The 12,782-nt window shown below is 59.6% G+C and carries 14 protein-coding genes; 8 read left to right on the top strand and 6 right to left on the bottom strand.

The window, feature by feature from the left end:
• Window positions 1-157: 157 nt before the first annotated feature.
• A complete protein-coding gene (argC, locus tag JFT85_RS18835; protein ID WP_053258291.1) occupies window positions 158-1,192 on the bottom strand; it encodes an N-acetyl-gamma-glutamyl-phosphate reductase in 1,035 nt (344 codons plus the stop codon).
• Between the two features lie 136 nt (window positions 1,193-1,328).
• Between argC and hemJ the strand changes: the two genes are divergently transcribed.
• From hemJ to coq7, 6 genes are all read left to right on the top strand, one after another.
• Window positions 1,329-1,757 carry a protoporphyrinogen oxidase HemJ gene (gene hemJ, locus JFT85_RS18830; RefSeq protein WP_069551961.1) on the top strand — a complete coding sequence of 143 codons (429 nt, stop codon included), beginning with the start codon at window positions 1,329-1,331 and terminating at the stop codon, window positions 1,755-1,757.
• Between the two features lie 24 nt (window positions 1,758-1,781).
• On the top strand, window positions 1,782-2,744 hold the full coding sequence (locus JFT85_RS18825; protein ID WP_053258293.1) for an NAD(P)H-dependent flavin oxidoreductase: 963 nt from the start codon (window positions 1,782-1,784) through the stop codon (window positions 2,742-2,744).
• A gap of 65 nt (window positions 2,745-2,809) precedes the next feature.
• Window positions 2,810-3,775 (top strand): DUF805 domain-containing protein, encoded by a 966-nt coding sequence (locus JFT85_RS18820; protein WP_053258294.1) that lies wholly within the window; start codon window positions 2,810-2,812, stop codon window positions 3,773-3,775.
• Window positions 3,776-3,838: 63 nt separating this feature from the next.
• Complete coding sequence (locus JFT85_RS18815; protein ID WP_069551963.1) at window positions 3,839-4,627, top strand: SDR family NAD(P)-dependent oxidoreductase; 789 nt, start codon at window positions 3,839-3,841, stop codon at window positions 4,625-4,627.
• Window positions 4,628-4,672: 45 nt separating this feature from the next.
• The gene (locus JFT85_RS18810; protein WP_003210943.1) at window positions 4,673-5,011 is read left to right on the top strand and encodes a histidine triad nucleotide-binding protein; all 339 of its coding nucleotides are present in this window, start codon (window positions 4,673-4,675) and stop codon (window positions 5,009-5,011) included.
• A gap of 115 nt (window positions 5,012-5,126) precedes the next feature.
• The gene (gene coq7, locus JFT85_RS18805; protein WP_053258296.1) at window positions 5,127-5,774 is read left to right on the top strand and encodes a 2-polyprenyl-3-methyl-6-methoxy-1,4-benzoquinone monooxygenase; all 648 of its coding nucleotides are present in this window, start codon (window positions 5,127-5,129) and stop codon (window positions 5,772-5,774) included.
• A gap of 64 nt (window positions 5,775-5,838) precedes the next feature.
• Here the strand turns inward: coq7 and JFT85_RS18800 are convergent, their stop codons facing one another.
• Complete coding sequence (locus JFT85_RS18800; protein ID WP_017138086.1) at window positions 5,839-6,261, bottom strand: OsmC family protein; 423 nt, start codon at window positions 6,259-6,261, stop codon at window positions 5,839-5,841.
• A gap of 249 nt (window positions 6,262-6,510) precedes the next feature.
• On the opposite strand from JFT85_RS18800, the gene crp reads away from it, so the two are divergent.
• The gene (gene crp, locus JFT85_RS18795) at window positions 6,511-7,155 is read left to right on the top strand and encodes a cAMP-activated global transcriptional regulator CRP (protein ID WP_053258297.1); all 645 of its coding nucleotides are present in this window, start codon (window positions 6,511-6,513) and stop codon (window positions 7,153-7,155) included.
• On the opposite strand, the gene JFT85_RS18790 is transcribed toward crp, so the two are convergent.
• Genes JFT85_RS18790 through JFT85_RS18775 form a run of 4 tightly spaced genes read right to left on the bottom strand, consistent with a single transcriptional unit; the run spans window position 7,152 to window position 10,375 of the window.
• A complete protein-coding gene (locus JFT85_RS18790) occupies window positions 7,152-7,847 on the bottom strand; it encodes a lipoate--protein ligase family protein (protein WP_201230266.1) in 696 nt (231 codons plus the stop codon). The genes crp and JFT85_RS18790 overlap by 4 nt on opposite strands.
• 42 nt (window positions 7,848-7,889) lie before the next feature.
• Complete coding sequence (trpC, locus tag JFT85_RS18785) at window positions 7,890-8,726, bottom strand: indole-3-glycerol phosphate synthase TrpC (RefSeq protein WP_053258299.1); 837 nt, start codon at window positions 8,724-8,726, stop codon at window positions 7,890-7,892.
• Entirely contained in the window at window positions 8,723-9,772 is a 1,050-nt protein-coding gene (gene trpD, locus JFT85_RS18780) for an anthranilate phosphoribosyltransferase (RefSeq protein WP_053258300.1), read from the bottom strand. Before trpD ends, trpC begins: the two co-directional genes overlap by 4 nt.
• 9 nt (window positions 9,773-9,781) lie before the next feature.
• Entirely contained in the window at window positions 9,782-10,375 is a 594-nt protein-coding gene (locus tag JFT85_RS18775; RefSeq protein WP_053258301.1) for an aminodeoxychorismate/anthranilate synthase component II, read from the bottom strand.
• Window positions 10,376-10,798: 423 nt separating this feature from the next.
• Between JFT85_RS18775 and estP the strand changes: the two genes are divergently transcribed.
• Window positions 10,799-12,721: an esterase EstP gene (gene estP, locus JFT85_RS18770; protein WP_069551965.1), complete on the top strand. Its 1,923-nt coding sequence runs from the start codon at window positions 10,799-10,801 to the stop codon at window positions 12,719-12,721.
• Window positions 12,722-12,782: the final 61 nt, after the last annotated feature.

Genomic DNA, 12,782 nt, shown 5'->3' with positions numbered 1-12,782 from the left:
ATCTCCCGGCGTACCGCCGCCATATGCGTAATGACGGGCATTATCCGCTTCTCCTAGAAAAGCGGTCAACTATTGTTACGGTATATCAATCTGCGCTGCCGCCATTAAAAACACAAAAGGCCCGATCAACGGGCCTTTTGAAATCAACCGCGAAGCCTTAAGGCAACATGCCCGCATGGGACAAGCCCAGCTTCTCGTCCAGGCCGAACAGGATGTTCATGTTCTGCACCGCCTGGCCCGACGCGCCTTTGACCAGGTTATCGATCACCGACAACACCACCACCAAGTCGCCATCCTGCGGCCGGTGAATCGCGATACGGCACACGTTGGCGCCGCGCACGCTGCGGGTTTCCGGATGGCTGCCGGCAGGCATTACATCGACGAACGGTTCGTTGGCATAACGCTTTTCAAACAGCGCCTGCAGGTCTACCGAGCGATCGACAACGGTTGCGTACAGCGTGGAGTGAATGCCACGGATCATCGGCGTCAGGTGCGGAACGAAGGTCAGGCCCACATCCTTACCGGCAGCACGACGCAGCCCCTGGCGGATTTCCGGCAAATGACGATGCCCTTTTACTGCATAGGCCTTCATGCTTTCCGACGTCTCGGAGTACAACGAACCCACGGCAGCACCACGACCGGCGCCGCTGACGCCCGACTTGCAGTCCGCAATCAGGCGCGAAGTGTCCGCCAACCCAGCTTCCAGCAATGGCAGGAACCCCAACTGCGTCGCGGTGGGATAGCAACCCGGCACCGCAATCAGGCGCGCCTGCTTGATGTGCTCGCGATTGACTTCCGGCAGGCCATACACCGCTTCCTCCAACAACTCAGGCGCGCCGTGCGGCTGGCCGTACCACTTGGCCCACTCATCGGCGTCCTGTAGACGGAAGTCAGCCGACAGATCAATGACTTTGGTCCCGGCAGCCAGCAGTTCGCCAGCCAGTGCATGGGCCACTCCGTGCGGGGTAGCAAAGAACACCACATCACACGCGCCGAGGGTCTTGATGTCCGGAACGCTGAATGCCAGGCCGTCATAGTGACCTCGCAGGTTCGGGTACATGTCGGCAACGGCCAGCCCGGCCTCGGATCGGGAGGTGATGACCACCACCTCAGCTTGCGGATGCTGAGCCAACAGACGCAGCAATTCGACACCGGTGTAACCCGTGCCGCCGACGATACCGACCTTGACCATAAACCTGCCCTCAACGAACCCACTGGAAAGCCGTCGATAATAGGGGCCGTATCGTCCTGCGACAACCGTCAACGTGACGTAAGGGCGCATGAGCCACTACTATCTTCAGTTACCGTGAACCTGGGAATAACTAGAAATGCTCTATCTATGGGTCAAAGCCTTCCACATCGTCAGCATCGTCTGCTGGTTTGCCGCGCTGTTCTACCTGCCACGCCTGTTCGTCTACCACGCACAAAGTGAAGACACCGTCAGCAAAGAACGCTTCAGCGTCATGGAGCGCAAGCTGTACCGCGGCATCATGGGCCCGGCGATGATTGCCAGCCTGGTGTTCGGGGCTTGGCTGATCTACCTCAACCCCGCCATCTTTCAATCCGGCGCGTGGATCCACGCCAAGCTGACGCTGGTGGTACTGCTGATCGGCTACCACCATATGTGCGGCGCACAGGTAAAACGCTTCGCCCGTGGCGAAAACACCCGCAGCCACGTCTTTTATCGCTGGTTCAACGAAGTGCCCGTTCTGATATTGCTGGCTATCGTAATTTTGGTCGTGGTCAAACCGTTCTAATTCCAATTACTCGGGGTACCTCCAATGTCATTGCCTGCTTTGCTCGAACAACGTCTGCGCTTGCCCGTCGTGGCTGCGCCGATGTTTCTGATTTCCAACCCGCAACTGGTCCTGGCTTGCTGTCGCAATGGGGTGGTCGGGAGCTTCCCGGCGCTCAACCAGCGCGAAAGCAGCGGCTTCAAGGCCTGGCTGGAAGAAATCGAAGCGGGCCTGGCACCACTGGACAACCCTGCGCCGTATGCCGTGAACCTGATCGTGCACAACAGCAACCCACGGCTGGAAGCCGACCTGGCGATCTGCGTCGAGCACAAAGTACCGATCGTCATCACCAGCCTGGGCGCAGTAAAGGAATTGGTCGACGCCGTGCACAGCTACGGCGGCCTGGTGTTTCACGATGTCACCACTCGGCGCCATGCCGAGAAAGCCGCAGAAGCCGGTGTTGACGGCCTGATTGCCGTGGCTGCAGGTGCCGGCGGCCATGCGGGCACGTGGAGCCCATTTTCGCTGATTGCCGAGATTCGCCAATTCTTCGACAAGACCCTGCTGCTGGCCGGTTGCCTCAACCATGGGCACGAGATTCTCGCCGCCCAGGTGCTGGGCGCTGACCTGGCGTACTTCGGCACGCGCTTTATCGGCACGACTGAAAGCCACGCCCCGGATGCCTATAAAGAGATGCTGCTCACATCGCGCGCCGCCGACATCGTGCACACTCCCGCAGTCTCTGGCGTACCCGCGAGCTTTATGCGCCAGAGCCTGGAAAACGCCGGTTTCGACCTCGCTGCCTTACAAGGCAAAGGTGAAGTAAACTTCGGCTCCAAGCTCAAACCGTTGAGCGACGAGGCCAAAGCCTGGAAAACCGTATGGTCCGCCGGCCAGGGCGTCGGTGAGATTAATGATTTGCCCAGCGTCGATGAACTGATTGCCCGCCTGGATGCCGAATACCGCAAGGCTCGCGAGCAGGCAGCACAACTTCGCTGGCCACGCTGACCACCGTCAGGCCTGTCTACTGCAGGCCTGGATAACCTCCCTGATTAAGAGACAAGGATGCCCGCATGAGCGACAACCGTTTCAAGATTGTGTTTGACGGGGCCTTGCTCCCGGGTGTCGAAAGCACCACTGCCAAGCTCAACCTCGCCGAACTGTTCAAAAGCGACGTGGCAGCCATCGAAAAGCTTTTTACCGGCCGCCCGGTTGCGCTCAAGCGTGACCTGTCCCGTTCCGATGCCGAAACTTACCTCACAGCACTGAAAAACGCCGGGGTCGATGCACGTATCGAACCTGAGCAACCTGTGGCATTCAGCCTGGCCGAAGCTCACGAGACGGATAGCAGCGCGTCTGACTTCTCACGCTCCGCTACTTCGCCCTACGCTCCACCGCGCGCCGCAGTGGGTGACCACACCGAGGAATACTCGACACTCAAGGTCTTCACTATCAACGGGCGTATCGGGCGTCTGCGGTATCTCGCCTGGACGCTGGTGTTGACCCTGGCAATGCTGGTCGCTGGCGGCATCATCAGCACCGCGAGCTTTGCCGTGGCGACCGCCTCGCCGACCGCCGGCATCATTCTCGGCTCGCTGCTGGGCTTCGCGCTGGTTGTTGCGATTGTCTGGGTCAGTGTGCAAATCGGTGTGCAACGCCTGCACGACCTGGGTTGGTCGGGCTGGCTGTGGTTCCTGCACCTGGTGCCCCTGGTGAACAGCGTCTTCCCGATCCTGTTGCTGGTGTTGCCGGGTAACGCCGGCGCCAACCAATACGGCGCACCGCCTCCGCGCAACTCCACTGCAGTGAAAGTGTTGGCGGCCCTGTGGCTGGCATTCATTCCGGTGATGTTCGCCATTCTGGTGACGCTGGGTATGAACGGCTACTTGAACCAACTCGAAGCCAATATGGACAGCAGCTACGAAAGCAGCTCCATCACCTCCGATGACGCCACCGATCAAAGCGTCACCGTTGATGAAGAAGACAGCGCGCAAAGTGCTGAGGACACGGCCGAACCTGTAGACTCTCCAGAACAGTGAAGAAACGCCCGCCGCCTGTGATGCCTCTGTCACAGGCCCGGCGGCGTTGCGATGGAGAAAGGCATGACCCGTTACGCTCTGATCACCGGCGCCTCCAGCGGCATCGGCCTGGCTTTGGCCGAAGCACTGGCTCGTCGCGGCCGCAGCTTGATTCTGGTGGCCCGCCAGCGTGATCAGTTGGAAAGCATTGCAATCGAATTGACTCAACGCTTTGGCGTCGAGGTGCTGTTTCGTGCCTGCGACCTGGGCGAGCCGTTGCGCTTGTCCGGGTTTCTGCTGGAGCTTGAAGAAGGTGAGCGCCAGATAGACCTGCTGGTCAATTGCGCCGGTATGGGCACCAGCGGGCCGTTCCTGGCCCAGGACTGGATGACCGAGCAAGACCTGATCGAAGTCAACATCCTGGCCCTCACGCGTATGTGTCATGCCCTGGGTAACGCCATGGCCCTGAATGGTGGAGGCCAGATTCTCAACGTTGCCTCGGTCGCGGCCTTTCAACCGGGCCCATGGATGAGCAGTTACTACGCCAGCAAGGCTTATGTGCTGCACTTCTCCGAAGGCCTGCGCGAAGAGCTCAAGACCTGTGGCATCAAGGTCTCGGTCCTCTGCCCCGGCCCGACACGCACTGCGTTCTTCGGCACTGCGCAAATGGACACCGCCAAGCTCGACCGCAGCCAACAGCTGATGAGCCCGGAAGAAGTCGCGCTCTACACCGTGCGCGCACTGGAAAAAAACAAAGCCATCATCATTCCCGGGCGGCGCAACCGTTGGCTGGCCTTCAGCCCGCGGTTCAGCCCACGCTGGCTGACGCGCAAGATTGCCGGCGCGATCAACAAGGCCTATTGCCCACGCTGACTGGCTGGGTACACTCCCCTGCACTTTCACAATGGAGAAACAGCTGTGGATACTCTGTTCACCAAGATCATCAACAGGGAAATACCCGCGAAGATCATCTATGAAGATGACCAGGTCCTCGCCTTCCACGATATTGCCCCAATGGCGCCCGTGCATTTTCTGGTAATTCCGAAAAAGCCGATTCGTACGCTCAACGACCTTACCGAAGAAGACAAAGCCCTCGCTGGCCACATTTTGTTCACCGCTCAGCGATTGGCGGTGGAGCAAGGCTGCGAGAAAGGCTTTCGCGTGGTCATGAACTGCAATGAGGATGGCGGCCAGACCGTTTATCACATTCATATGCACGTGCTGGGTCAGCGCCAGATGAACTGGCCACCGGGCTGATCGACCTGCAACAACGGTCGCAGCCCGGGGCTGCGACCCTATGCCCTGACTCAGCGCAAACGCATCACCCTGTCTTGCGGTAAACTGGCCGCCGAGATTCTTTCCGGAGGTCAGCATGACTACCCAACGTCACTACTCGCCGATTGACCGTCTGTTGCTGCAAGCCGACACGGCCATGCGCACGCTGTTGCCGTTCAGCGGCCAACCGTACCGCCCATCGCCGGCCATCGTGCAGCCGGACGCGCAGATGAGCGAAACCGACACCCGTCATGTTGCCGGCCTGATGCGCATCAACCATACCGGCGAAGTCTGTGCCCAGGCGTTGTACCAAGGCCAGGCGCTGACCGCCAAGCTGCCGCAAGTACGCGCAGCGATGGAACATGCGGCCGAAGAAGAGATCGACCACCTGGCCTGGTGCGAGCAACGTATTCGCCAGCTCGGCAGCCACCCCAGCGTGCTCAACCCACTGTTTTACGGTTTGTCGTTCGGTATCGGCGCGGCTGCCGGGTTGATCAGCGACAAGGTCAGCCTCGGTTTTGTCGCCGCCACGGAACATCAGGTCTGCAAACACCTGGATGAACACCTGGAGCAACTGCCGGCCGAAGACGAAAAGTCCCGCGCCATTCTTGAACAAATGCGCATTGATGAAGAACATCACGCCGATAGCGCACTGGATGCCGGCGGCTTCCGCTTCCCGGCACCGGTGCGGTTTGGCATGAGCCTGCTGGCCAAGGTCATGACCAAAAGCACCTATCGAATCTAAGTGCCTCAAAACTGATCCACAAAAAAGGGCGCTATCGAAGCGCCCTTTTCTTTTGCCGTGTGTCTCAACCCAACTCGATGATCTCGTAATCATGAGTGATCGCTACACCAGCCGCACCGAGCATGATCGACGCCGAGCAATACTTCTCGGCAGACAGCTCGATGGCACGCTTGACCTGAGCCTCTTTCAGCGCCCGGCCCTTCACCACGAAATGCATGTGGATCTTGGTGAATACCTTGGGATCTTCAGTGGCGCGCTCGGCTTCCAGGAAGGCTTCGCAGCTTTCCACGGCCTGACGGGATTTCTTCAGGATGCTGACCACGTCGAAATTGCTGCAACCGCCGACACCCAGCAGGAGCATTTCCATGGGGCGTACGCCCAGGTTACGGCCACCGGCGTCCGGCGGGCCATCCATGACCACTACATGGCCACTGCCCGACTCACCGAGGAACATGGCCTCGCCCGCCCATTGGATGCGTGCCTTCATCGCCCAGACTCCACTGCTAAAAAAGGGTCGCCAGCTTAGCACAGGGCTTTGAAACCGCAGCGTCCAGCATGAAAGTGATAAATAGCAGTCTCTGCCGAGCAAATTCCTTAATCGAGGCAGAATGTGTCTGTTAAGCTGGCGCCAATTCAATGGCGCATTGCCATCCTTTGTACAGCGTGTATCAATGCCGACGCCGCTGGATAGAAAAATAAATCCAACCACACCGTGCAGTCTTTCCGGGATACAACCATGGTTGCTCTTACTCCCACACCCAAGATCAAGAACCTCGACAAACTGTTGATGCATTGCCAGCGCCGGCGCTATCCGGCCAAGCACAACATCATCTGTGCGGGCGAACGTTCGGAAACACTGTTCTTCATTATCAAGGGCTCGGTCACCATCCTGATTGAGGATGAAGATGGCCGCGAAATGATCATCGCCTACCTCAATACCGGCGATTTCTTTGGGGAACTGGGCCTGTTTGAACAGGCGGGCAAAGAGCAGGAACGCAGCGCCTGGGTGCGGGCCAAGATCGAGTGCGAAGTGGCTGAGATCAGTTACACGAAGTTCCGCGAACTGGCCCAGCATGATCCCGACATCCTGTACGCCCTGAGCGGTCAGATCGCCCAACGGCTGCGCGACACCACCCGCAAAGTCGGCGACCTGGCGTTCTTTGATGTTACCGGCCGCGTGGCCCGTTGCCTGCTGGAACTGTGTAAGCAACCAGACGCCATGACCCATCCTGACGGCATGCAGATCAAAGTCACGCGCCAGGAAATCGGGCGCATTGTCGGCTGCTCACGGGAAATGGTCGGTCGCGTGCTCAAGGACCTGGAAGAACGCAACCTTGTGCACGTCAAAGGCAAGACGATGGTGGTGTTCGGTACGCGTTAAACCGGCAGGAACCCGACCAGCATCTGACGGTACAACGCATCCAGCCGGGTGATCGCATCCGGCGCGGGAAACGCTTCGTGCAAGGCAATATGGCTGTCGGCACGCACCCGCTGGTCGAGGCCACACGCTTCATTGAAGCGATTGACCGCCGCAATCAACGCCTCGCGATCGTTATCCAGCAATAAAGCACCGTGCACCAACCCCACCGGCCGCCCGCCGCTCTGCCGCCAGCGCTGGGCGGTGCCCACCATCTTGCGACCATTGAGGTTGACGTTGTAACGGCCGTCGCAGAAGGCGCCGTCAATCTCACCGACACTGGCATCGCCCCCCAACTCAATCAGAAAGTCACAGATCGGCTGGCACAAACGCTGGTAGCCGGTTTCGATCCGCCCTTGATCGCCTTCACTGCGCGGTGGCGCGTAAACCAGCGCGATATTAACGGTCGCGGCGGACTGCGGCACCGGCTCACCGCCGGTTTCGCGCAGCAATACCGGCCAACCGGCCTCGGCCGAGATCTGGCTGGCCGCATCAAACGCCGGCAAGCGGCTCAACCGGCGCGGCATGACCAAGGCCTGATCACTGGGCTGCCAAAACAGCAGGCCAAATGCTTGCTCGCCCGCGCAAACGGCCGCCAGCAGGTCTTGCTCGGCGGCAAGGCCTGCTTCAACTGTCATCGGCACTGGCTTGAGCATCGAACACCTATCGCCATAAATAGACACACAACCGCACTTCAATCAATCCAGGGTCGAACCGCTGACGGCCACGCCACGCTCAGGGAAGAACAGACGTTGCAGTTCCGCGCCCGGGTTCTCGGCGCGCATGAAGGTCTCGCCCACCAGGAACGAGTACACACCGCTGATTTCCATCAGTTCAACGTCGGCGCGGTTGACGATGCCACTTTCGGTAATCACCAAGCGGTCGCGCGGAATACGTGGCAGCAGGTCGAGCGTGTTTTCCAGGCTGACCTCAAATGTATGCAGGTTACGGTTGTTGACCCCCACCAACGGTGTGTCGAGGGTTTTCAGCGCTCGCTCAAGTTCGTCGCCGTCGTGCACTTCGACCAGCACATCCAGGCCGACGCTTTTGGCGACTGCCGCCAACTCTGCCATTTTCACGTCATCCAGCGCCGAGACGATCAGCAACACACAGTCGGCGCCCAAGGCACGGGCTTCGACGATCTGGTAAGGGTCGACCATGAAGTCCTTGCGGATCACCGGCAACTTGCACGCAGCGCGGGCCTGCTGCAGGAACAGATCGGAACCCTGGAAGAAATCGATATCGGTCAGCACCGACAAACACGTGGCGCCGCCCTTCTCGTAGCTCTTGGCAATGTCTTCAGGAATGAAGATCTCGCGAATCACGCCCTTGCTGGGTGAAGCTTTTTTGATCTCAGCAATGACGGCGGGCTGCTTTTCCTTCGCCTGCTTGATCATCGCATTGGCAAAGCCACGCGGAGCATCGGCGCTTTTCGCCAGGCTTTCCAGCTCGGCCAGGCTGACACGGGCGCGACGCTCGGCGACTTCTTCAGCCTTGCGGGCCAGGATCTTTTCCAGAACGGTCGGAACACTCATCCTTCATTCTCCATTTTGAACACCGCAGTAAAGGCACCCAGTTCTTCGAGTTTCTCGCGAGCGAGCCCGGTATGCAAAGCATCATGAGCGAGGGCCACGCCCTCTTTAAGACTGTAGGCATGATCCGCGGCATACAGCGCCGCGCCGGCATTGAGCACAATCATTTCTGCCGCTTTCTGGCCATTTTCAGTCTTGCGGCGCCCCAAAGCATCACGAATCAGCTCCAGGGACGCTGCCGGGCTCTCTACTGAGAGGCCATGCAAACTCTGGCTTTTCATGCCGAGGTCTTCAGGTTCGACCCAATATTCAGTGACCTGATCGTTCTTCAGCTCCGCCACAAAGGTCGGTGCCGCCAGGCTGAACTCGTCCAGGCCATCTTTGGAATGCACCACCAATACATGCTTGCTGCCCAGGCGCTGCAGCACTTCAGCCAATGGCCGGCACAGGGCCTGGCTGAACACGCCTACCACCTGATGTTTCACACCGGCCGGATTCGTAAGCGGGCCAAGCATGTTGAACAGGGTACGCAGGCCAAGGTCCTTGCGCGGGCCGGCGGCGTGTTTCATCGCGCCGTGATGGGATTGGGCAAACATGAAGCCAATGCCGACGCTGTCGATGCAGCGAGCCACTTGTACGGGCGTGAGGTTCAGGTAGATCCCGGCGGCTTCCAACAAGTCGGCACTGCCGCTTTTGCCGGAGACCGCACGGTTACCGTGTTTGGCCACGGTGCAGCCGGCCGCTGCGACCACAAAGGACGCCGCCGTGGACACGTTGAAAATATTCGCGCCGTCACCGCCGGTGCCGACCACATCGACCACACCGTCGAGGGTCTTGAGTTCGACCTTGTCCGCCAGCTCCCGCATGACCGATACGGCACCGACGATTTCGTCGATGCTTTCGCTCTTCATGCGCATCGCCATCATGAACGCGCCAATCTGCGCATCGGTGCATTGACCGGTCATGATCTCACGCATCACATCGCTCATTTCAGCGGTGCTCAGGTCCAGGTGGCCGACGATACGGCTCAGGGCAGTCTTGATATCCATGGAAAGTCCTTAGCGCGTGCCGCCGCTTTGCTTGAGAAAGTTGGCGAACAGCTCGTAGCCCTGCTCGGTCAGGATTGACTCGGGGTGAAACTGCACCCCTTCGATATTCAGTGTCTTGTGGCGCAGGCCCATGATCTCGTCGACGGAGCCGTCTTCCAATTGGGTCCAGGCTGTCAGTTCCAGGCACTCGGGCAGGGTTTCACGCTTGACCACCAGCGAGTGGTAACGGGTTACCGTCACCGGCAGGTTCAACCCGTGGAATACACCGAGGTCTTTATGGAACACCGGGCTGGTCTTGCCGTGCATCACCTGGCGGGCGCGCACCACATCACCGCCAAAGGCCTGGCCGATGGACTGGTGGCCCAGGCACACGCCCAGAATCGGCAATTTGCCGGCGAAATACTGGATGGCTTCGAGCGAAATGCCCGCTTCGGTCGGCGTGCAAGGGCCAGGCGAAACCACAATACGCTCCGGGTTCAGGGCAGCGATTTCGGCAACCGTCAGTTCATCGTTACGCACCACCTTGACCTCGGCACCGAGTTCGCCCAGGTACTGCACAACGTTGTAGGTAAAGGAATCGTAGTTATCAATCATCAGCAACATGTGGGTTCAAACCTCTTGAATTCACTGATTTCGAATGACCGCCTTCCAAGAGAGTGTCCCGCTGCCAGACGCACGTTCCGGTTGCCAGGGTTAGCCGGCAAGGGGCGTCGAACAACGGGTGAAGAAGGCAAATCGGTACAGGTCCGGCCGGGCCGGCAGAGAAAAATGTCAGGCGCGCCAACGCCAACGGGCGTGTGCCTTGACTACTCGCATCAAGAGTTTGCTGATGATCAACACGGGAAGGGTCTCATTCATACGTTCAGGCACAGTAACGTAGCCTCGCCAGCGGTGCAATATGGAGCAGCGAATACGGGGGAATCACTACGGTGTCTTTATAGGAAAAAACAGTTTTCTTCGACGAAAACCCTCACTACATTGCTAGTGTTTCGCATCCGATACAAAAACAACTAAATGGAATTTCGCATGCTCAGACCACCGTTGTTCGCACCCCTCGCCGGCGCCCTCTTGTCCCTGGCCTGCGCGCAGGCGTTTGCAGCCCCTTCACCCTATTCAACCATGGTCGTTTTTGGCGACAGCCTGGCAGACGCCGGCCAGTTCCCCGATGGCTCGGCCGGCGCCACTTTGCGCTTCACCAACCGCACCGGGCCGACCTTTCAGGGCAACTATGGCCTTGTCTCATCGACCCTCCTGGGTTCGAAACTGGGTGTCGCACCCAACGACCTGAATGCCTCCACCTCGCCGGTTCGCGCGGCACAAGGCCTGCCTGACGGGAACAACTGGGCGGTCGGCGGCTACCGTACCGACAACATCCTGGACTCCATCACCTCAGTCTCCAATGCAGCGATTCCACCTGGAAACCCCGGCGGCGGTACCGTTTTGCGCAGTCGCCAGGGTTATCTGCCGGCAAACGGCGGGCGGGCCGACCCGAACGCGCTGTATTTTCTGTCCGGTGGCGGCAATGACTTCCTGCAAGGGCGTGTGCTCAGCCCCGGTCAAGCGGTTGCCGCAGGTGGGCGCCTGGCCGACAGTGCCCAAACCCTGCAACAGGCCGGGGCGCGGTACATCATGGTGTGGATGCTGCCCGACCTGGGCTTGACCCCCGCCATCAACGGCACGCCAGCGCAGGCAGCAAGCTCGGCCCTGAGCGGGATCTTCAACCAGTCACTGGTGCAACGCCTGTCGCAGATCGATGCCCAGATCATCCCGCTGAATATTCCGCTGCTGTTAAACGAAACCTTCGCTGACCCGGCCCGCTTTGGCTTGGCCACCGGGCAAAACCTCACGGGCACCTGCTTCAGCGGCAACAGCTGCACCGCCAACCCGATCTACGGCATCGGCGGCACCCAGCCGGACCCAACCAAGCTGATCTACAACGACTCGGTCCACCCCACCATTGCCGGCCAACAACTGATCGCCGACTACGCCTATTCCCTGCTTGCAGCCCCTTGGGAAATCACCTTGCTGCCGGAGATGGCCCAAGGCACCTTGCGCGCCCACCAGGATGAACTGCGCAACCAATGGCAGGCCGACAACGGCAACTGGCAAGCCGTCGGCCAATGGCGCGCGATCGTGGCCGGTGGTGGCCAGCACCTGGACTTCGATGATCAACGCAGCTCGGCCAGTGGCGACGGCAGTGGCTACAACGTGAATGTCGGCGGCAGCTACCGGCTCGACGACAACTGGCGCGTCGGTGTGGCCGCCGGGCTGTATCGCCAGACACTCGAAGTCGGCGCACGCGACTCGGACTACACGCTCAACAGCTACATGGGCACCGCCTTCGCTCAATACCAGCAAAATCACTGGTGGGCCGATGCGGCGCTGACCGGCGGCAAGCTGGACTTCGACAGCCTCAAGCGCAAGTTCGCCCTGGGCGTCAGTGAAGGCTCCGAAAAAGGCGACACCGATGGCTGGCTCTGGGCCTTGAGCGGCCGAGTGGGCTACGACATTGCTGGAGCCGGCAGCGATTGGCACCTGTCACCGTTTATCAGCGCCGACTATGCGCGGGTCGAAGTGAACGGTTACTCGGAAAAGGACAACCGCTCCACGGCACTGACGTTTGATGACCAGCAACGCGACTCCAAGCGTCTCGGCGTCGGCCTGCAGGGCAGCTACCGCGTCACCCCGCAAACCCAGGTGTTTGGTGAAGTGGCCCACGAGCACGAGTTCGAAAACGATGCTCAGAAGGTAAACATTTCACTCAACAGCGTGCAGGGAATCGACTTCAAGCTGGACGGCTACACACCTCGCAGCAATTCGGATCGCCTGAACCTCGGCATCAGTCACAAGCTGACTCAGGAACTGGCGTTGCGGGCGGTGTATAACGTGAGGAAGGATGACAGCCTGACCCAGCAAGGAGTGAGTGTCGGGGTGAGTCTGGATTTCTGATGAAGTCTTAAGGACAGTAGATACCAATGTGGGAGCGGGCTTGCTCGCGAATACGGTGGAT

It is taken from the genome of Pseudomonas sp. TH04 (assembly GCF_016651355.1).
In the GTDB taxonomy this organism is placed as follows: domain Bacteria; phylum Pseudomonadota; class Gammaproteobacteria; order Pseudomonadales; family Pseudomonadaceae; genus Aquipseudomonas; species Aquipseudomonas fluorescens.
The sequence above is the reverse complement of the archived record's forward strand: the minus strand, read 5'-3'. Positions and strand labels throughout refer to the sequence as shown.